Below are 20,671 nucleotides of genomic sequence, written 5' to 3'. Positions count from 1 at the left end.
GTATTTGATGATGTTGATTGAATAACGTAAATAGAGCAGAGAAGGTTACAGATTTTTTCCGTCATCTGGAAAAAATAATTGTAATCTCATGAATCCTATATTACAATTATTTAAGAACATAGTTCTTTATTACGGAACAAATTGTGTTATTGTATTAGAATTATGTTCTAATATAGAGAATCAATACAGTGGGAATGAGGCGATGGGATGAGAGCTGCGGCGATTTCGGATGGAGTCTGGCCGACGATGATTACTCCCTTTAAGTTGACTGGCGAGGTGGATTATGCAGCTCTGGAGCTTTTGATCGAGTGGTATATGGATCAAGGCGTTCATGGTTTGTTTGCTGTATGTCAGTCGAGCGAAATGTTCTTCTTAACACTAGAGGAGCGTGTACGAATTGCCCGTTTCGTAAAGGAAAAAGCCGCTGGGCGCATTCAAGTCATAGCCTCCGGCCATACCTCCGATGATCTGGAAGAGCAGATCCACGAACTGGCACAGATCGCTTCGACTGGAGTCGATGCAGTCGTTCTGGTTACGAATCGGTTGGCCAAGGAGAATGAATCCGAAGAGGTGTGGCTTGAGCGTGCTCAGAAGCTGCTGGATGCTCTACCGGATACTGCATTTGGTCTATATGAATGTCCCTATCCATATAAAAGACTTCTTTCACCTCAGGTGTTGAAGTGGTGCGCTGCTTCCGGGAGATTCTTGTTTCTGAAAGATACAAGCTGCGATACAGAGCAAATCAACGATAAGCTGAAAGCGGTCGCGGGGAGCGGACTGAAGCTGTTTAACGCTAATTCGACAACGCTTCTTGCCTCGTTAAGACAAGGGGCCTCCGGCTTTAGCGGAGTTATGGCTAACTTTCATCCATCGCTCTATGTAAAGCTTGTAGAGGAGTGGAAGAACGATGAGAAGGGGGCAGAGAAGCTGCAGGCATTTCTAACCGTAGCTTCCTTTATTGAGCTGCAAATGTACCCAGTGAATGCGAAGGTTCATCTTCAACAGCTGGGTTTGCCCATAACGACGTATTGCAGGTCAAGAGACGCGTCTGCTTTCAAGCCGAATCACCGATTGGAGGTTGAGCAGCTGGAGCTGCTGGCGGGAATAATTAAGGAGCTATAAGCAAGGACTGCTTCCTTGTAGGGGGAGCAGGCTATTTTTATTAGCTATATAAATGAACGACATGGTTAACTAATAAGCACATTAGGGCAGGCCATGCTTCGCGATAAGCCATTTATTCCTATTCTAGCGGGACCTGCATACCGGTCTGTGCCAATGTAATGAAAGAAGGCAGACGATAGTCGCGATGTACATCGACTCCGTGTGACATATGGGTAAACAGGACCTGTTTGGGCTGAACCTCTTCAAGCAGCTCTAGCGCTTCCACCATATCATAGACGGAGCGGGTCTTAAGCTCGGCCTCTTCTTTGTAGAAATTTGTTCCCAGAACAAGCAGCTGCAGTCCGAACATGGGGGCTTTTTCTTCTGCATTCAAATTAATCGCATCGGAGCAGTATACCCAATGATAGGGAGAAGCAGCTGCCCGGGTGAACTTGTACGCGTAGGAAAAGCCGTTTTTGCCATGGCACACTTTCCAAGGTGTAATATGCCAGTTCTCCCATGTCAAGCCATGAATACAATCATGGAGGTTCAGATGGCGTTCTAGCCAAGGAAACTGCTGCGTAATCGTATGCAGCACATCGTGCGGAGCGTAGAGATGGGCTTTGCGTCCAAGCCAACGGCAGGCATCGGCCCACTCAGGCAGCCCTGCGATATGATCGAAATGAGCGTGCGTAATAAGCACATGCTCAATGAACCTTTTGTCGGATCGTTCCATCTGAGCTCTCCAATCCGGTCCGCAGTCGATTAATAGCTCATGCCCTCCTGCATTTAGCATTACCGAAGAACGGAAGCGTCTGTTGTGTCCAGTTGTTCTGGCTTCCGTACATATATCACACGGGCAGTAGACCCGTGGAACTCCCATCGAATCGCCTGTCCCCCAGAATGTCAGTATGTCGCTCATATTATTTGTCTCTCCGATTTCATGATCTTTTGCTTTAAAGATAGCAGGATTTGAAGTATTCAACAAGATGGTGGATACGGACATAAGGCACGAGTAAAAAGATAAGCCGGGCAAGCCATCTTAGATGGCCGCCCGGCTTAAACATTCTTTATTGATGAGCTGCTTTGTAAAGAGACAAAATAAGATATACGGCTTCAGCGCGCGTTGCATTCTGTGTAGGTTCGAACCGATTGTTATCGCGACCGCTAATGATACCCTGGTTATGCGCAGCTGCTACTTCTGCTTGCGCCCATTGAGGTATGCTGTCCGCATCCGAGAAGCTGGCACGGGCATCGGCATCCACCTTCAGTTTCATGCCTCGAACGATAATGACGGCCAATTCTGCCCGGCTGATTTGGCGATCAGCCCGGAAAGCGCCATCCTCATACCCGGTAATGATTCCTGCCTCTACAACCGGTGAAAGATACGGTTTCACCCACTGAGGAATGGTTGCCGAATCGGTAAAGCTGAGCTCGTTAGAGCTTTGTCCGAGCTTAAGAGCCTTGTTCAGCAGCGTAATAAACTCTGCGCGGTTGATATTCGAGTCTGGACGGAAGGTACCGTCTTCGTACCCGTTTACGATTCCCAAGGCTACCGCTTGCTCGATGGAGGCTTGAGCCCAGTGATTTTGTACATCCGTGATGGCTGCGTTCCCATCAGGTTGGCTTGGAATATCGGTTGAGCTTTTGTCTTGTTGAATGCTGGCTTCGTTAAATACGATGTCCGCCTCATATTCCCCATTGTATTTGTCGGGAACTGACAATTTGAACTGGGTTAGAACTTTGGTTTGCGCATTCTGAATTTCGAATCGTACGGTTTGTTCATTCAGTTTGTCATTTGCTGCAACAACTTGAGCATCGGTCCAAGCACCGCTCGTATCCGTCACCTTTAGCCCGGTAACCTCTTTACCTGATACCGTCCATAAGATGTAGCTCTTGCCGTCTGCAATTTCCAGCTTGGCTGGATGCTTGACGAATGGGTCTGCAACTGAAGTCTGGGCTGTTCCCCGGGAATATAGAGCATAATCGATGGTATACTTCCCAGCTTCAAGTGTTTCAGCCAGTGGCTTGATTATGACTGCTGCACCGCCGCCGCCACCGCGACCGGAGCTTCCTTTACCGGAGCCGTTATCGGTTCCTGGATCCGTTACCGGTGACAGACTGATCTCGGAGAAATCAATTTCGAAGGCATGCTCTGTTTGCGCAGCATCCGATAGGCTAAGCACATATACTGCCGAGCGGTCCTTGATTTCAAAGTTAACAGATGCAGCTGCGCTGCTAGTATCTAAAACTTTAACAATGCCTGCTTGCTTGGCGGCGGCAACCGTTGAAACATCCTCAAGAGCGCCGTCTGCTTTTTTCATTTGAAGCTTTTTGAATGTAACGCCACTAACGAGCTGGAGGGTGACTACTTGCTTCCCACCGCTCACTTTCATGCTCGCGCCAGATAAGATGAAGTTCGTCATCGGCGTGCCGGCTCCATCCTTGATTGTAGACGGCCAGTTGAAGCTGTAATTGGCGTCTGCCAATGTGACGGATGCAAGGAAAATAGCAACTGATTTTTTCAAAGCCTTCAATGCTTCGTCGACGGCCTGCTGCGTAGCCGAAGAGCTATCTATTACGGCTGCAGACGCAGTAATAGCTGTTTGCAATACAGCCTTGGAGCCTATGGCGTATTGTCCGGCGGAGCTGCCTTCAACGGCTGCGGCCAGCTTGGCTTTGGCATTGTCTATTGCAGCTGTTAGCTGCGACTTATCTGCTGCTGTTGGCAGCTGGAAATCAAATCCTAGCTCTACTTCATATTCATGGTCATAAATACCGATTGGAGCGGGAAGCACCCAATAAATTTTGACCCATCCGTTTAAACGAGCTTCAAGGTCTGTTACTTCAAACTTAACGATACGGGTATTGGCGGCGGCATCAGTGCTAACCGTCTCAGTTTCAGTCAAGACGCCGTTGCGTTCGGTTTTGAACGATTTGATTTCGGCATTCTGCTTAACTGTAAATGTTACGTACTTTTTACCGCCAATTACGGTTAGCTTACCGCTTTGTGGATCGACATAATCATACATAACCGATTTCTCGTCGGTGCCTTTCTTATAGATCGTAAAGCCGATAGGATACTCGCCGTCCTTAATCGTCCCCGGATTCGTCGGTTCTACAATGACAGATGCTTTAAACGCATTCACAGCCTGCTGTAACGTTTGCAAAGCAGCAGCCGTCCGTTCGGTTGTGCCTGTTAAGCGCGTTGCTTCCGCACCTGCGGTATTGATCGCTGACTGAAGGGCCGCTTTGGAAGCTTGCGGATATTGGCCAGGCTCAGTGCCGGCTACCGACGTCCGGTAAAGTGTGTTCGCATCCGCAACCGCTTGTGCCAGAGCGCTATTATCCACATTATTCAGATTCAGACGGATATCATGCGTGCGGTCATAATTTTGTGCAGGAATGGAGATGTGCACCTTAGCGTCGAGCAGAGCTGACAGACTATCTGCTTTAAATTTGACAACTCTCGTATTATCCGTTGTATTCTCGCTAACGACAGCTGCATCCACATATTGACCGCCAGTCTTAACTTGGAATTCCTTAATGACCGCGCTATCTTTTATTGTAAAAGACACATAAACAGCGCCGCCCTCTGTCGTAACGGTAGCCGGTTTCAAAAAGTAGCTTTCTACAGCAGAGAACGTATCGCTTGTTGCATGGGTGGTGGTGAAGTATAGCGGATAGGCTGCACTTACTTTAAAAGTATCCACCGCTTGCTGCAGTGCCGTACTGGCTGTATTGATTTGAGGCCGGGTGCTTGCTAAATTCTGGGCTGTGCCTTTCGCTGCATCGATTTTACTTTGCAGCGCAGTCTTGGCAGTGCTATAAGCTGATTCCGCTCCCGGTAAGGCTGTAGCGGATTCGGATAGCGTTTGCGCAGCTTCAGCAGACGCATTTAATGCATCAAGCTGGTCAGCGTTGAAGCTGAGGTAAACGACCTTGGTCACACCGTCGAGTTTGTAGCGGAGATACGATTGTCCCAGCCATTTGGTATCCTCGTTAACATTTGATCTTCGGATGGTTGCCTGAAACACCTTTGTCTGTCCGTTAGAGCTCTTGATGAACTGAGGAGTGCGATACTCCACTGCAGTGTAGCCGCCATTACTGGAAACATTCGGCTGCATCACATCAGTGATCGCAGAAGAGGTGTTAAAGGTAATGTTGGCTCTTGTACCAAGATCCGCTCCTTTAAGTGTAGTAAACGAGGCTGTACCTGAGATTTCCGGCGCATTAACTGAAGGAACGTTCGTCGGATTAAGCGAATCCAGAGCAATCACTCTTACCGAATCATCGCTGATGATGTAGTACGAATCCTTAACAGAGTTATATTCTCCGGTCAATATTCTCACAGCATTGTCCACTTCAGCTTGCGTAGACTTGGGCTCATTGTACACGGTTTGCGCACGCTCAATTTGGGTCGATAAACTGACTTTGGGACCTACTATGAACTCTCCTGGTGAAGCAGGGGCGAGAGAGGAGCCAAGCTGATCGTCTGTATAACCAATCTCTTTAATTCCGTCTCTGAATTCGGTTACTACTGCTATTAAGGAAGCAAGAACCCGCTTATCCGATGAATATCTTGAGGATTGAAAGGTATTCAGAGCTGCTGTCAATTCATTAAAGGCAGCCTTGATTGCCTCAGGTGAGGTATTTCCGGTTGCTATGAAATTTTCCGCTTGAACGATCTTGGTATAGAACGGAAGCATGGTCCCTGCTGGTGCGTCTCCCAGACTGGTTCCTTCATATGTGCTTTGGTACACTGACTTGGAGACGGACACTAGCTCCTGTAATGAAGCGAGCGTTATCGGTTGTTCGGTCTCACCGCCCGTATTTCCACCGTTATTGCCTTCCAAAGGCAGATCCTTCGTATTAATGTCCAACTGAACATTGTACCAATAATCATAATGAAAACCGTTGCCGAATTCGGGAGCATCCTTAATAACGACATGCATAAGCACGTCTTGTTTTTTTGTAATATCTTCAATATGAATCGTAGTAATCAAATTACCGGTGCCGTTGTTGGCGGGTCGAACAGGGAAGAGCGTATAGCCTTCCGTTCCTTGAGCTGTATTGGTTGAAGTGTTAATAACCGCCTTAGCTGCCCCTGGATTACGAAAAGCGAGATATTGGAAATACCCGTAATATTGAGGGGTTATTTCATGCTCAAATGTGATCTTGCCATTCTGAACGATAAGCTTGCCTGAATTATGAACGGATAAATACAGATTTGCAGCGGAATCGCTGCTGGTACCGTCCTTCACATACAGGTAGCTAACCTGGTACACATTATCCGGGAGCGTTACGGCCGCCTCGGCTGGCGTTACATGGAAGTGCAAGGCTGTAAATAAAGAAGATAGAAATAATGCCAAAGAAAGGCAAAAGGCTATGGACTGCTTCAAATTGCTTTTTAACACTTTATGTACACTCCTTCTTCTCGGTCCTGGACCAAATGCCAAAACGAAAAGCAGTCTGGTAAGACCACTTTTCGCTAGGGCAATAATTTTATTGGGTTAAGCTAAACGATTAGTTCCAGTGAATAGTTAAAGGATAAAGAGCGGAGTGTTGGCCAGGAACTTCAACAAATAGTTTTACATTAATATCGTTGGATGGGTTGGAGTTAGTGAAAGTGAACGTTGTATCGCCGTTTGCATCCAGACCTTGCGTAGCAGTTACGAAGGTACCGGAACCATTGTCAGCTTGCAGGTAGCCATAATATTCGTCGTCCAATGTAATTGTAACGGAAGTGCCAGTTACGTCAGCAGGGCCAACAATGAACGGATTCACGTGAGCATTATAAGGAGAAGTCGCGCTGCCATTGTAATAGAATTCATAGGATTGGCTGGCAGCGGAAGCTGGAATTGCGAAAGCAAGAGCAAGCATAAACACCAAAAGCATCATGGAAAACGATTTTTTGAATGATAATTTCATGAATAAACACACTCCTTAGGATAGGTATAATTAGGGTTGTACTTCTGTGAAACCATGAATATGACTTAAAGCAACTGTTTTACACGGGACAAGACGATGTGGTTCTCATTCCTCCCCTCAAAGTAAATTGGATGCCACAGAAAGCCGAGCTATACGATAATGATAATCATTATCAATCGTGTTGTTAAAAAAAATCTGCGGCCCAAGGTAGCTGTTGGTTAACAGTACCCCTTCTTCAGAATGCCGATAATGTGTGCACCAACTATCGACACACTTATCTTATATTTGGAAACTAAATTTTGTCAATTCAGGAATTATGCAGTTTTTGGTCGTTTGATTCACATGAAAATACTGAAAACCGTTGATTTATCTGGGTTTTTTAGGCTATCAAGGAACAGCGAAGAGACATCTATTTGATTTTCTGATGACCAAAAAATGGAAAAAATAACTCAGGACTTTTGATCTTTATAGGATTAATTTTTCATGATGCAAAATAAAAAAAGACCGTTCTTCGCACTCGGTGCGGGAAGGTCTTGTTGGATAAAAATGTTGGGTGATCGGGCAATCTATGTTTTTCCGATGCCATTGTCAACGTGTTTTTAATAATTCATCTTACACTACAGCGTAAGCCCGAATCGTTTCAGCTCGATAAATACGCCCTCCAGCTGTTTACCTTTTTCCGTTAATGTGTATTCTACTCTTGGGGGAACCTCAGGGTACACGGTGCGGGTTAAGATGCCATGGTCCTCCAGCTCTTTCAGCCGTAAGGAAAGTGTCTTTGGGCTGATGCCATCCAAGCATCTTAGCAAATCGCTAAACCGCATCGTTCCTTCAATAAGCAAATCCCGAAGGATTAAAAAAGTCCATTTGGTTCCGATCATATCTATCACTTTGGCGATGGGGCATACTTCATCAGGTAAGCCTTTCGTTAATATAAGCGGCTCATGGGAACTCACAGCACATCTTTCCTTTGCTCTAGGATGAATTAAGCCTAATATAGCACAAAACTAACTTTTGAGAAACTATATGATAATATTATCACTACTTCCATAAATAAAGTCTGTCTGTATATAATAATCGTGGGTAAGGTAACAGCAAAATAATGAAATTCAAATATAAGGAGAGAACCCTATGGCTCATTTATCTTCGGAATTTACATTGAAAAGCTTGAATTTAAAAAATCGGATCGTGATGCCGCCGATGTGTCAATATTCGGTAGAGTCAAAAGACGGCAAACCGACTGATTGGCATTTTGTTCACTACGTATCCAGAGCGGTCGGCGGAGCCGGATTAATCATTATGGAAATGACGGACGTTGAGCCGGATGGACGTATCACCGACTATGATCTGGGATTATGGTCGGATGAACAAATCCCTGCATTCAAGCGAATTATTTCTGAGGTACACAAATATGGTGCAAAAGTCGCCATTCAAATAGCTCATGCAGGCCGTAAGGCAGAAGATGCGAAGGTACCTGTGGGACCTTCCGACATTCCGGTCAGTCCGGAATTCAAGAAGCCGCGCGCCCTTTCTACCGAGGAAGTGAAACAAATGGTAGTCAAATTCAAGGATGCGGCCATCAGAGCTATTGAAGCTGGTGTCGATACGATTGAGCTTCACGGGGCTCATGGATATTTGATTCATCAGTTTCATTCTCCAGCGATCAATAATCGCGAGGATGAATACGGTCAAGATTTGGCGCTGTTCGGCGTTGAAGTGATTCAAGCGGTCAAAAGCGTTATGCCGGAGCACATGCCGCTCATTTTAAGAATCTCCGCAGTAGAATACATGGATGGCGGGTACGACCTTGAACATGGCATTGAAATAAGCAGGCGATATAAAGAAGCCGGAGTTGATATACTCCATGTGAGCAGCGGCGGTGAAGGTCCTGTAGGTACAAGAAAGCCGGGTAACCATCCGGGATATCAAGTGCCGTTTGCAAGGGCTGTCAAGCAAGCACTCGATGTTCCTGTTATAGCTGTTGGTCTGTTGGATGACGCCAAATTGGCAGAAGCGACGGTTGCCAACGAAGAGGCAGATCTTGTAGCTGTGGCCCGTGGAATGCTTCGCGACCCCTATTGGGCGACACATGCCATTCAAGCTGTATCCGGACAGATTTCAGCGCCCAAACAGTACGAGAGAGCCTATTAAAATGAATCTCGCAAGATAGAATTTTTATTCTGTCATATGCCTAAAATGAAGCCTATCCTTGGATGGCAAGCATCCATTTTTCATTTTCCGACATAGTCTAATGTGAACTACGAGGAAAAAGAGAGGGATGGGATGATATGAGTAAAAATAAACGCTCTTTCCAAATGTGGCCAGGTCAAGAAGGTAGCGGCATGTGGCCAGGCCAAGGCGGAGGTGGCATGATGCCAGGTCAAGGCGGAGGCGGCATGTGGCCAGGTCAAGGCGGAGGCGGCATGTGGCCGGGTCAAGGCGGAGGCGGCATGTGGCCGGGTCAAGGCGGGGGCGGCATGTGGCCGGGTCAAGGCGGAGGCGGCATGTGGCCGGGTCAAGGCGGGGGCGGCATGTGGCCGGGTCAAGGCGGGGGCGGCATGTGGCCGGGTCAAGGCGGAGGCCACTGGGGAGGCCATGGTGGACATGGAGGTCACGGTGGAGGCCACTGGGGAGGTCAAGGCGGACATGGAGGTCACGGTGGAGGCCACTGGGGAGGCCAAGGCGGACATGGAGGCCACGGTGGGGGTCACGGTGGAGGTCACGGTGGAGGTCACGGTGGAGGCCACGGCGGACATGGCGGAGGACAAGGAGGCCACTGGGGAGGCCAAGGCGGACATGGTGGAGGCCACGGCGGACATGGTGGCGGACAAGGAGGCCACTGGGGAGGTCAAGGAGGTCACGGTGGAAGCCAGGGCGGTCACGGACAAGGTCAGGGCGGCCACAGATCAGGGCAAAGCCGCAGCAAAAAATCTTAGGCTGCTGTTGTATGCACCGCGGCTGCCGATTGGGTAATCCTTCTGGGTTAAAGGGGATACTTAGCCAGTATCGGCTTTGGAGAATGATTTTATAAAGAAGTCACTAGCAAATAATGGTAGACGATAGATGCGTAATATGGTAATCTAATATCAATAATCCGGAAGCACCGGTCGAAAAAGCCTGTCAGCGGCATTCCCGCAGACAGGCTTTTTTTGTTTGCAAGAACAATTACGTCTAACCACTGTAGGCTTATACCATAAAAATTAGGTGTCCAAATCAGTAACAAGAGCGGAATCCGTTACATATGTTGTCATGGGGTATTCATGACGTTGGCGGAACATGGAGCAGGCATAAAGGTCTGTATCGGTATATCCTGCCAGCATAATTAACTAGGCGGAGGATGATATACATGGGTGATTTTAAAAAGGATTTACAAAAGCTGAATGTTTCCGATTTGAAAGCCGGAGAGGTGAATTCCTGGAAGGTAACGGACCAACAAAGCGATCGTACATTTTTAAATTGTCATAACTGTTTTAATTGCCATAACTGTTTTAACTGTCACAACTGCCACAATTGTCATAACTGCCATAACTGTCATAATTGCCACCACTGCCACAACTGCCACAACTGCCATAACTGTCATCATAATTGCCACAACTGCCACAACTGTCATAACTGCCATCATGGCGGTGGTCAAGGACATCGTTAAGAGCAAGTCTCCGATTAAGCTAACCGCCAAAAGGCGCTGCCATACCGGTACGCCCATGGCTGCATAATGAAAGGAACCGAATGCTCCGCAGCAAAAGCCCTTACATTCATTTGAATGCAGGGGCTTTTCTGCTTCTTCCGGCATTTTCACGTGACATGAAGGACAACTAGGCATACATAAAATAATTTGTAATGCATACGGAGCAAAACCAAGTGCAAAGGAGGGATAGTATGAGTCAAATTCATCCTTCAATGCGTCTCAAAGTGAAGAGGGACACTTTTTTTCTTCCTGAGCCCCAAGGCAGTGTGTATTTTCGCAACAATGTGAGCTCATTTCGCATAGAGGGCAATATGATCGATCAGTGGGTTGAGCGGCTGCTCCCGGTGTTCAACGGCGAATATACGATGGACGAATTAAGTGATGGGCTGCCTGATGCCTACATGAAACAAATGTACGATATTGCGCAAGTGTTGTATGACAACGGCTTCGTTCGGGATGTAAGCACGGATCTTCCCCATGAATTGCCTGAAGCTGTAGCCCTCAGGTACGCTTCGCAGATCGAATTTTTAGATCAGCTCGGTCATTCGGGAGGTTATCGGTTTCAAAGCTATCGTGGAACCCGGCTGCTAGCGGTCGGTTCAGGGCCATTGATGGTCTCGCTATTGGCCGCTCTGCTGGAATCAGGCTTACCTAAGCTTCATGTGCTGCTAACAACAACAGAGCCTACAGATCGAGAAAGATTGATGGAGCTAGCCGGGCATGCCCTCCAGAACGATTCCGAGGTGGCACTTGAAGTTATGGAGTTATCTCAGCCGGAGGGAGAGACGGATTTCTGGCGAGAAACGCTTCAATCCTATGACATTGTCGCTTACGTATCCAGAGAGGAGGACGTTCAGGAGCTTAAGACAATACATGAGGCTTGCCGAAGAGAGGGTAAATGGTTTGCTCCCGCCATGATGGTTCAGCAAACGGGTATTGCAGGCCCGCTCGTCCATCCTGAGCTTGAAGGCGGGTGGGAGTCAGCCTGGCGTAGAATTCATTCTACTGTGCTGGGCAATAAGAACGATCAACAGGCTTTCTCCACAACGGCAGGGGCGCTGCTGGTGAACGTGCTCGTATTTGAGCTATTCAAAAAAATAACAGGAGTATCTCCGACCGGGCGAAACGGCCAGCTATACTTGTTGAACTTAGAAACCCTGGAAGGACGCTGGCATTCCTATTGGCCACACCCTTTGGCGACTGAGGCGATGTTAGAGCAAGGAGCTGGTGCAGTAAAGCTCCCGTTGGATCAAGACGATAGCCTAGAGCAGGAGGACAGTCGATTGATGTCCCATCTCAGCGGATTGACTTCTTCACATACCGGTATTTTGCACAAGTGGGAGGAAGAAGAGCTTATTCAGCTTCCGCTGGCTCAATGCTGTGTTCAGGCCGTCGATCCATTAACGGAAGGACCTGCAGAGCTGCTCCCTGAAATGATAGGTTCGGGCTTAACGCATGAGGAGGCGAGGCGGGAAGCCGGGTTAGCCGGTTTGGAAGCATATGCAGCCCGGTTGGCGGAGCATCTTCTTGAGAGATGGACAGTTCGGCTTGATGAAGAAAATAACATTGGCAAAACGAGCCATCAGGTTAGTATCGGAGCAGGCGAAACGGTAGCTGAAGCTGTAGGGCGGGGATTGCATCAACAGCTGCTTGCCGAAATGGTTCGGCGACATCAGGAGCAGATGCCCTCCATTCGCCTAGTCCAGCTGGAGGGAATAGACGATACACGCTGCCGGTTTTATTTTCAAGCTCTGTCGGTGAAACAAGGCGCACCAATCATTGGGCTAGGGGAGGAACTATTCGGTTTCCCCGTAGCTTGGGTAGGTCATCACTCACGCTGGTTTGCCGGCGTCGGCTTGAACTTGACCTTCGCATTGCGCAGGGCACTGCAGCAAGCACTGCTGTATGAGCAGAATGGTATCGAGCATTCACTCGCTCAAGCACTGGAATCATCCTACGTCAGGGTGGAAGCCAATGAACCCCTTCGCCTTGAAATTGCTGCAAGCGGCACAGCGGTTCCGTTGGATCTGCTGCAATCGGCAGTGCAAGGATTGGAAAGCCACGGATTGAGACTTGAGGTATTCAATCTGGCCGTAGAGCCGTTTCTGAAGGAAGAGCTTGCCGGAGTATTCGGCGTTGTACTGCGAGAGGAGGAGGTAGAGTGAACGCTGTCGTTACCATAGTAGGTGCCGGACAGCTGGCAGATTATGTGTCTAAGGATCTAGCATCCCAATTCGAGGTCTCCCGGCAGGAGGATTGGGAAGTCGGCATTCCTGAGGCTGCCCAGCTGGTCATCGTATTAAGCGATGGCTGGGACCCTTCGCTTCAGCTTAGGACAGAAGAATTACTGCAGCCAGCTGGAATCCCTTGGTTTGGAGGCTTTGTAACGTTTGGAGATGCAGTTCTGGGCCCCCTTGTCCGCCCAGGTGTTCCCGGATGCTCCCAATGCGCTGAACGGAGGCGAATCCGTGCAGGACAAGAGCGATGGGAAATGACACAGCTGCGGACACAATTGGTGGAGTCGGGAGGCTCTTCTGGCGACGCATGGGCATCGCGAACAGGGCTGCGGCACGCTGCGTATTTGCTCGGGGCTGAGATCAGGAGCATGTTGTTAAGTTCGAAGTACAAGGAAGGCAGCCTCGTATTGCTCAACTTGTCAACGCTGGAATGCACTCGCCATTTCGTTCTACCGGATTCGCTTTGTCCGCTCTGCAGTCTAGCTGCGGATGATACTGCAGAAGCCGCGCTTCTTGTACTAGAGCCATGTCCCAAACTAAGTGCGGATAGCTATCGTACCCGAACCATGAATGACCTGAAGCACACTCTGAATGCCGATTATTTGGATTATCGTACCGGCCTGCTGAATGGGGAAATGACCGATCTGGTTTCGCCTTTTGCCGATGCCAGCGTGAACCTGCCGTTAATAAATGAGGACGTAGGCACTGCGGGAAGAACACACTCATTTGATTTAAGTCATTTCACGGCTATATTGGAGGGCGTTGAACGGTACTCCAGCTTGGAGCCCCGGGCAAAACGGACAGTCATTAGCGGCAGCTATAGGGAGCTGTCCCATCATGCACTGAACCCGTTCTCCGTAGGGGTTCACTCGCAGGAGCAATATGCTCGGGATGGCTTCCCGTTTAAGCCATTCGATCCAGAAGCCTCGCTTTCTTGGGTTTGGGGGTATTCGTTGACGCAGGAGCGTCCTATCTTGGTTCCGGAGCAGTTAGCGTATTACAGCATGACTTCCGGTAATCCTTATGTGTTCGAATCGTCTAACGGCTGCGCGTTGGGTGGCAGCTTGGTAGAAGCAGCTCTGTACGGCATATTGGAAGTGGTCGAGCGAGACTCGTTCCTGATGACCTGGTATGGCCGTCTTCCTATTCCGGAGCTGGATCTCTCTTCTTCCGATGATACGGAGCTGCTATGGATGGTTGAACGATTGCGGGCTATCTCTGGGTTTGACGTAAGGTTTTTTAATTCAACGATGGAGCATGGAATTCCAAGCGTGTGGGGGGTCGCGCAGAATCGCAAGCAAAGTGGAATGAATCTCATCTGTGCCGCTGGAGCACACCTTGATCCCATCCGGGCTGTCAAAGGTTCCCTTCATGAATTGGCAGGGATGGTGATTAATCTGGATTCGAAGTTGGAGGCGAAGCGGGAGGCGTGTGAGAGCATGCTTCACGACTCTTCACTCGTGTGGTCGATGGATGACCACGCTCTGCTGTACGGATTGCCGCAGGCTGAGGAGCGGCTGCATTTTTTGCTTGGTGGCCAACGTCCGCTCCATAGGTTCGACGAACAGTTCAAGAGCAGGACTGTTCATGCTGACCTGACAGAGGATGTGAAGGATATCATTCAGGCGTTTCGCCGTTGCGACCTTGATGTAGTCGTAGTGGATGTGACAGCTCCGGAAATCGAACGCAACGGACTCTATTGCGTCAAAGTGCTGATACCGGGCTTGCTTCCGATGACGTTCGGTCATCATTATACTCGTGTAACCGGGCTGGAAAGGATATTCAAGGTGCCGGTGCAGCTTGGCTATGCGAAGCATACGTTAACACCTGAACAACTGAATCCCTATCCTCACCCGTTTCCGTAGCCGTAACGGGTGACACGATGAGTATAAATATGTGTGACCCATCTTGCTCTGACCGGGGGGAAAAGGATGAGCCTTGACTCATTTTTGTACGATCTGTTATACGACATCGACAAAACCAAGCCGCCGGAGCGTGTCGTGGATTGGGAGGATGGACCGCTTCCCTATAAGCTTTACCGTGGCTTACCTGCTGTGCCTCTTTCTGCCGACATCCCATTGACACTAACAGAGGGGATGAAGCAGAGGAAGCCTCCTGATCTCAAGACTCTCGGCCACTTTTTATGGTATTCTTGCGGTTTGGCGCAATTAAGTCATTGCATTCTTCCTGGTAAGGAGTCGGAACGAGACTTGTTCCAGATGTACCGCAGGTTTGCCCCATCCGGAGGGGCGTTGTATCCAAATGAGTGCTACGTGTATTTGAATATCGAGGGGCTGTCTAAGGGAGTGTACCATTACGACGCGGCCCATCATCGTCTCGTGCAGCTTCGCGAAGGCTGCTTTGACAGTTATTTAAAGCGTGCGCTGGGCTATTCTTGTGATGTAGAAGAATGCTTCGCGGTTGTCTTCGTGACGGCTATGTTTTGGAAAAACCTTTTTAAATACAGCAGTTTTTCCTACCGTTTGCAGGGTTTGGATGCGGGGGCAATGATCGGCCAGCTGCTGGAAGCAGCCAAACGTTATGGTTACGATGCCGGTGTGTGCTTCAGGTTTTTGGACCGGGCGGTAAACCATCTGTTGGGCTTATCGGAACAGGAAGAAAGCGTGTATGCAGCGATTGCGCTGTCAGCGAAGCCTGCAGCCGCATGGTTTAATGCACCCGGCATGAATGAAACCCGGGAGCGGCTTGATGTCTCCTCCTCACTAAGTCGGGAGCTTCCTACATTGCAGCATGTGCACTATGTGCGGTCGCGCACGATCCAACCATTTCCGCTGCTGCTTGAGATGAATGAGGCCGCAATGCTTAACTCTATAGAGCCCTTGCTCCCTTTTGCAACAGGTAGGACTTCGATCTTCGGGGAAGAAAGATCCATGTCGTTGCCTTCCCCGGAGCGGCTAACGTACGATTTTGCAGCAGTGAGCCGGAATCGTTATTCGCCGGACGGTGATTTTATATTCGGTGAAGTGAGCAGACAAGAGCTTGCCATACTGCTGAGGGAGACCGTGGCTTCTTTTGCTTACCAGAATGATCTGGACTTTTCCAGTGAGCATGCGTTACCACGTGTATCGCTGCATGTATGTACACATAAGGTGGAAGACCTGCCGGACGGAGCTTATGGTTACGACGGAGCGAAGCACACACTGCAGCTGGCACGGAGCGGTGATCAGCGGCTATGGATACAGCAGGGAATGCCCGCCGACAATGTGAATGTGCTTCAGGTTCCGCTCTGCTTTCATGTGGCGGGAGATAGACGGCATCTTGCAGCAGCGCTTGGCTACAGAGGCTTCAGGATACAGCAGATGGAGGCGGGAATGCTCGTGCAGCGGCTGCTGTTGACGGCATCCGCTCTCGGGTTAGGGGGCCATCCGCTGCTCGGATATGATACCAGGTTGAGCGACAGCATTTATGGGATATCAGAGAAGGGACTATGCAGCTTGATCCAAATTCCTGTCGGCCCTTATCGCCCTAGTCCTCGTTTGACGGCAGGCTTGCATGGCTAAATTGGCTTTTGGTTTGTAGGAAAAGTTGAGCTTCTCGACAGACCAGGAAGCAGCCGTGAGGCTGCTTTTTTTATTCAACCAGAATCTTGCTGTCATCCACTATGCTTTTCTTACATTTTGCGTTACATTGGAGACATGGGAGGCTTTGGAACTGAAAGGCTTACGAAGCCGTAGCGTTTTCTTTATAAAGTTACAAAATTAGGAATACTGAGAACAGTCGAAATTGCAAACACATTCCGGGGGAGAAGCTTGATGGAGCCATCGAAGCAACATTTTGAAATTACGCAAATCTGCCTGCTGGCCGGGAAAATCATGCTGCAAAGCGGCGGAGAGACCTACCGGGTAGAAGATACGATGATGCGTATCGCAGCGGCACTCGGAGTGGACAATTCTCATAGTTATGTGACTCCTACGGGGATATTTTTCTCGATTGATGGAACCGAACCGATGACTCGTTTGATTCGTATTATGGAGCGGTCTACCGACCTGCGGAAGGTGGCTCTCGTTAACGATATTTCCAGAAAAATAAGTGCAGGAGAGCTGTCGGCTACGGAGGCTCATGAGGCGCTAAAACAAATTGATGCGGCCAGAATCGCTTATCCGGTATGGGTACAAGTAGCGGCGGCGGCTTTGGCCAGCGGTTGCTTCCTTATCATGTTTCAGGGGATATGGCAGGATGTGCTGCCGGCAATCATCTCCGGTGGGTGTGGCTTCTTATTCCTCATATATATTCAGCGGTGGATCGAAATCAAGTTCTTTGCCGAATTTTTAGCGTCGTTAATGATTGGTGCGATGTCTTTTTTATTCGTTAAGCAGGGCATAGGTCACCAGCTGGACACAATCATTATCGGTTCTGTCATGCCGCTGGTTCCGGGTCTTCTGATTACTAATGCCGTTCGTGACTTAATGGCGGGTCATCTAGTCTCCGGATTGTCCAAAGGGGCGGAAGCTCTCTTAACGGCATTCGCTATCGGGGCAGGGATTGCTCTTGTCATAGCTCTTTACTGAAGCAGCAGGTTGTCCGGTTAATTAACATACCTACAGGAGGTTTCGCAACCTTGATCATAGAACAGCTGGTAACCAGCTTCATCGCTTCTGCAGCCTTTGGCATTATATTTAACGTACCTAAGAGTAATTTACTGCAATGTGGATTTGTAGGCATGATGGGGTGGCTGCTTTACATTTCATGCATGAAAGTGTCTGCCAATCCGATCGTTTCGAGCTTAGTCGCCGCCTTTTTCGTTACGGTGATCAGCCAATTTTTAGCCAAAATATATAAAACCCCGATCATCATCTTTAGCGTCTCGGGCATTATCCCTCTCGTTCCGGGGGGACTGGCTTATGATGCGATGCGTAATATTGTTGAAAATCAATACGATCTTGCAGTTCAGCTGGCAGCCAAGGCGTTTATGATCTCGGGTGCTATAGCCATTGGACTTATTTTCTCGGAGGTTATCAATCAAGTCATTAGAAAGTCTCGCTTATAGCGCAAAAGAGCGGTAATGATCAGCAATCGGGTCGGAAAATTCATAGGAGTACTGGAGGAAGAATTCAGATGAAAATCGAGACGATATCTCTGCAAGGGACGGCCGAATGGAATGAGGATGCTCTAGTTAATCATGAACGTTTACGAATGTACGGCGTATTGGATGGTGCTACTTCACTGCATCCGTATAGGGGCCCAAACAATGAGACTGGTGGTCATCTTGCCTCAAGGCACATTCAGAGCTTTTTGGAATCACTAGAAGAGGCGGATATGCCAGAGGACAGCTTAAAGCCGTTGGTCGTCCAAGCGAATGCTCGCTTAAGAAGCAAGATGCTCGAAGCCGGTGTTGATGTCACGGATAAAGCCTCCCTTTGGACCAGTGGACTAGCCCTTATTCGTGTTCATGACACTTATATTGATTTTGCGCAAGCCGGCGATTGCATGATTGCAGCTGTCTATAAGGATGGAGCCATTCGGACTCTTTCCAGGGACCAGGTTGCGCATGTCGATCTACTGTCCAAGCGTGTCTGGGAGCAAGGGATCAGGCAAGGCATTACAAAGCGGGAAAGTCTCTGGGAACTGGCAAGACCGGTTATTGTGGGCAATAAAGCAAAAATGAACAAGCCGGAAGGCTATTCTGTCCTCAGCGGTGAGCCAGAGCTAGCCGATTTCATTGAGTATGGCAGAATCAACCGGATTCAGCTAAAGGCCTTGCTATTAGTAACTGATGGGTTGTTCCCTCCTGCAGAGCTTGCAACCAGAGAGAATCCGGCGTATGATGCAATGAGGGAACTAACCCTGCAGGTTGCGGAGCAGTCATTGGCTGAATATGCCGACAAGCTGGTTCGGTTGGAAAGAGAAGATCCGGATTGCCTGCTTTATCCGAGGTTCAAGGTATCTGACGATAAGACTGGCATTTGGATTCGGTTTGAATGAAACTTGTTAAATACTGACATACTGGATTAGAGATGCCTCCGGCTTCGGGGGTTCTTTTGTACGCGTATACCTGCGGGAGACGAGTTTCTATCGACAATATTCAACACGTTGCATCTTCTACCTATTTGGATTACAATGAAACCGGATTCAACTTACAATTTTATTTAACCTTTGGATAATTAATTTGCTGGATGGTATGAAAGGGGAAAGCAAGATGACGGAAACGGTACGAATTGAAAAAGATTTCTTAGGTTCTAAGGAAGTTCCCATTGACGCGTACTATGGCATACAGACTTTGAGGGCTGTAGAGAACTTCCCGATTACCGGCTACCGGGTTCATGAGGAATTAATTCAAGCTATGGCGATTGTGAAAAAATCAGCGGCCACAGCTAACATGGAAATAGGCCGTCTGCAGCCTGGATTGGCTGAAGCGATTGTCAGAGCTGCCGATGAAATGATCGAAGGCAGATGGCATGACCAATTCATCGTTGATCCGATCCAGGGTGGAGCGGGAACATCCATCAACATGAATGCCAATGAAATCATCGCCAACCGGGCGATTGAGCTGCTGGGAGGAACCAAGGGAGATTACTTCAAGGTCAGCCCGAACTCTCATGTGAATATGGCGCAATCTACCAACGATGCTTTTCCAACTGCCATTCATATTGCTGTACTATCGCTTATGGATAAATTACTGGAGACAGCGCAAGAGCTGCACGGTGCTTTCGCTGCAAAAGCAGTAGAATTCGATAGTGTGATCAAAATGGGGCGTACCCACTTACAGGATGGGGTGCCTATTCGGCTTGGGCAGGAATTTGCCGCCTATGCGAGAGTATTGGAGCGCGATATCAAGCGGATTCAACAAAGCCGCGCTCATTTGTATGAGGTCAATATGGGGGCGACGGCCGTAGGAACCGGTCTGAATGCTGACCCACGGTATATTAAACGTGTAGTCGAGCTGCTTGCTCAATGGAGCGGTTTCCCTCTTAAGAATGCGGAGGATCTAGTCGATGCTACGCAAAATACGGATGCATACACCGAGGTATCGGCTGCCTTGAAGGTATGTATGATCAACATGTCCAAGGTTGCCAATGATCTTCGCTTGATGGCATCAGGTCCTCGCGCAGGCTTGTACGAGATCAAGCTTCCGGCCCGCCAACCGGGTTCGTCGATCATGCCTGGTAAAGTCAATCCGGTTATGTGCGAAGTCGTTAATCAGGTGGCCTTCCAGGTCATCGGTAATGACCATACAATTTGTCTTGCTTCGGAAGCTGGCCAATTGGAGCTTAACGTAATGGAGCCGGTTCTGGTATTCAACCTGCTGCAATCGATCAGCATTATGAATCAGGCCTTCAAAGTGTTTAAAATCCATTGCGTTGACGGAATCGAAGCGAACGCAGAACAATGTAAAGAATATGTTGACCGAAGTATCGGAATCATTACGGCACTAAATCCGCATCTTGGCTATGAAGTAGCGGCACGGATTGCCCGCGAAGCGACTTTAACGGGTAAATCGGTGCGTGAGCTGTGCTTGGTTTACAACGTGCTGACAGAAGAAGAGCTGGATCTAATCCTTGATCCTTTTGAAATGACACATCCGGGCATCGCCGGTGCGTCTTTGCTGGACAAGAATTAATAGAAGATTGCACTGTAAGGAAGCATCATTAAACCCCCTCATATCTGAACTGCACCCCTTATAGTGGACATTGGTAAAACACCCTGGTGTTAATAACCGATGAAAACTGTAGGGGGTGCTTTTCGTTATGGCAAAAAA

The 20,671-nt window shown here is 48.7% G+C and carries 15 protein-coding genes; 10 read left to right on the top strand and 5 right to left on the bottom strand.

Annotated features, from left to right (window positions below):
* Positions 1-207 precede the first annotated feature (207 nt).
* A complete protein-coding gene (locus BP97_RS0133820) occupies positions 208-1,122 on the top strand; it encodes a dihydrodipicolinate synthase family protein (RefSeq protein WP_028553035.1) in 915 nt (304 codons plus the stop codon).
* A gap of 118 nt (positions 1,123-1,240) precedes the next feature.
* Here the strand turns inward: BP97_RS0133820 and BP97_RS0133815 are convergent, their stop codons facing one another.
* From BP97_RS0133815 to BP97_RS0133800, 4 genes are all read right to left on the bottom strand, one after another.
* Entirely contained in the window at positions 1,241-2,023 is a 783-nt protein-coding gene (locus tag BP97_RS0133815; RefSeq protein WP_028553034.1) for an MBL fold metallo-hydrolase, read from the bottom strand.
* 148 nt (positions 2,024-2,171) lie between these two features.
* Positions 2,172-6,518, bottom strand: coding sequence for an NEAT domain-containing protein (locus BP97_RS0133810; RefSeq protein ID WP_028553033.1), 4,347 nt, complete (start codon positions 6,516-6,518; stop codon positions 2,172-2,174).
* 109 nt (positions 6,519-6,627) lie between these two features.
* Positions 6,628-7,032, bottom strand: coding sequence for a hypothetical protein (locus BP97_RS0133805; RefSeq protein ID WP_028553032.1), 405 nt, complete (start codon positions 7,030-7,032; stop codon positions 6,628-6,630).
* A gap of 617 nt (positions 7,033-7,649) precedes the next feature.
* The gene (locus BP97_RS0133800; protein WP_028553031.1) at positions 7,650-7,988 is read right to left on the bottom strand and encodes a winged helix-turn-helix transcriptional regulator; all 339 of its coding nucleotides are present in this window, start codon (positions 7,986-7,988) and stop codon (positions 7,650-7,652) included.
* A gap of 175 nt (positions 7,989-8,163) precedes the next feature.
* Between BP97_RS0133800 and BP97_RS0133795 the strand changes: the two genes are divergently transcribed.
* Positions 8,164-9,183 carry an NADH:flavin oxidoreductase/NADH oxidase gene (locus BP97_RS0133795; RefSeq protein WP_028553030.1) on the top strand — a complete coding sequence of 340 codons (1,020 nt, stop codon included), beginning with the start codon at positions 8,164-8,166 and terminating at the stop codon, positions 9,181-9,183.
* Between the two features lie 137 nt (positions 9,184-9,320).
* Complete coding sequence (locus BP97_RS40535) at positions 9,321-9,968, top strand: hypothetical protein (RefSeq protein ID WP_064745769.1); 648 nt, start codon at positions 9,321-9,323, stop codon at positions 9,966-9,968.
* A 515-nt stretch (positions 9,969-10,483) separates the two neighbouring features.
* Here the strand turns inward: BP97_RS40535 and BP97_RS0133785 are convergent.
* On the bottom strand, positions 10,484-10,930 hold the full coding sequence (locus BP97_RS0133785) for a hypothetical protein (protein ID WP_156043503.1): 447 nt from the start codon (positions 10,928-10,930) through the stop codon (positions 10,484-10,486).
* Here BP97_RS0133785 and BP97_RS0133780 point away from each other — a divergent pair.
* The 7 genes from BP97_RS0133780 (at position 10,909) to aspA (ending at position 20,533) form a co-directional block, all read left to right on the top strand.
* Positions 10,909-12,882 carry a putative thiazole-containing bacteriocin maturation protein gene (locus tag BP97_RS0133780; RefSeq protein WP_028553028.1) on the top strand — a complete coding sequence of 658 codons (1,974 nt, stop codon included), beginning with the start codon at positions 10,909-10,911 and terminating at the stop codon, positions 12,880-12,882. The two genes, BP97_RS0133785 and BP97_RS0133780, sit on opposite strands and share 22 nt — an antisense overlap.
* Positions 12,879-14,819, top strand: a complete 1,941-nt coding sequence (locus BP97_RS0133775; protein ID WP_028553027.1) for a TOMM precursor leader peptide-binding protein — start codon at positions 12,879-12,881, stop codon at positions 14,817-14,819. Before BP97_RS0133780 ends, BP97_RS0133775 begins: the two co-directional genes overlap by 4 nt.
* A gap of 66 nt (positions 14,820-14,885) precedes the next feature.
* On the top strand, positions 14,886-16,475 hold the full coding sequence (locus BP97_RS0133770; RefSeq protein ID WP_028553026.1) for a SagB family peptide dehydrogenase: 1,590 nt from the start codon (positions 14,886-14,888) through the stop codon (positions 16,473-16,475).
* A 252-nt stretch (positions 16,476-16,727) separates the two neighbouring features.
* Positions 16,728-17,483 (top strand): threonine/serine exporter family protein, encoded by a 756-nt coding sequence (locus BP97_RS0133765; protein ID WP_028553025.1) that lies wholly within the window; start codon positions 16,728-16,730, stop codon positions 17,481-17,483.
* 50 nt (positions 17,484-17,533) lie between these two features.
* The gene (locus tag BP97_RS0133760; RefSeq protein WP_028553024.1) at positions 17,534-17,962 is read left to right on the top strand and encodes a threonine/serine exporter family protein; all 429 of its coding nucleotides are present in this window, start codon (positions 17,534-17,536) and stop codon (positions 17,960-17,962) included.
* A gap of 68 nt (positions 17,963-18,030) precedes the next feature.
* Positions 18,031-18,897 (top strand): protein phosphatase 2C domain-containing protein, encoded by an 867-nt coding sequence (locus BP97_RS0133755; RefSeq protein ID WP_028553023.1) that lies wholly within the window; start codon positions 18,031-18,033, stop codon positions 18,895-18,897.
* A 214-nt stretch (positions 18,898-19,111) separates the two neighbouring features.
* Positions 19,112-20,533 (top strand): aspartate ammonia-lyase, encoded by a 1,422-nt coding sequence (gene aspA, locus BP97_RS0133750; protein ID WP_028553022.1) that lies wholly within the window; start codon positions 19,112-19,114, stop codon positions 20,531-20,533.
* The last annotated feature ends 138 nt before the right edge of the window (positions 20,534-20,671 follow it).

This window comes from Paenibacillus sp. UNC451MF (assembly GCF_000686845.1).
Taxonomy (GTDB): domain Bacteria; phylum Bacillota; class Bacilli; order Paenibacillales; family NBRC-103111; genus Paenibacillus_S.
Note: the sequence above shows the minus strand (reverse complement) of the source record. Positions and strands in the feature narration are given on the sequence as shown.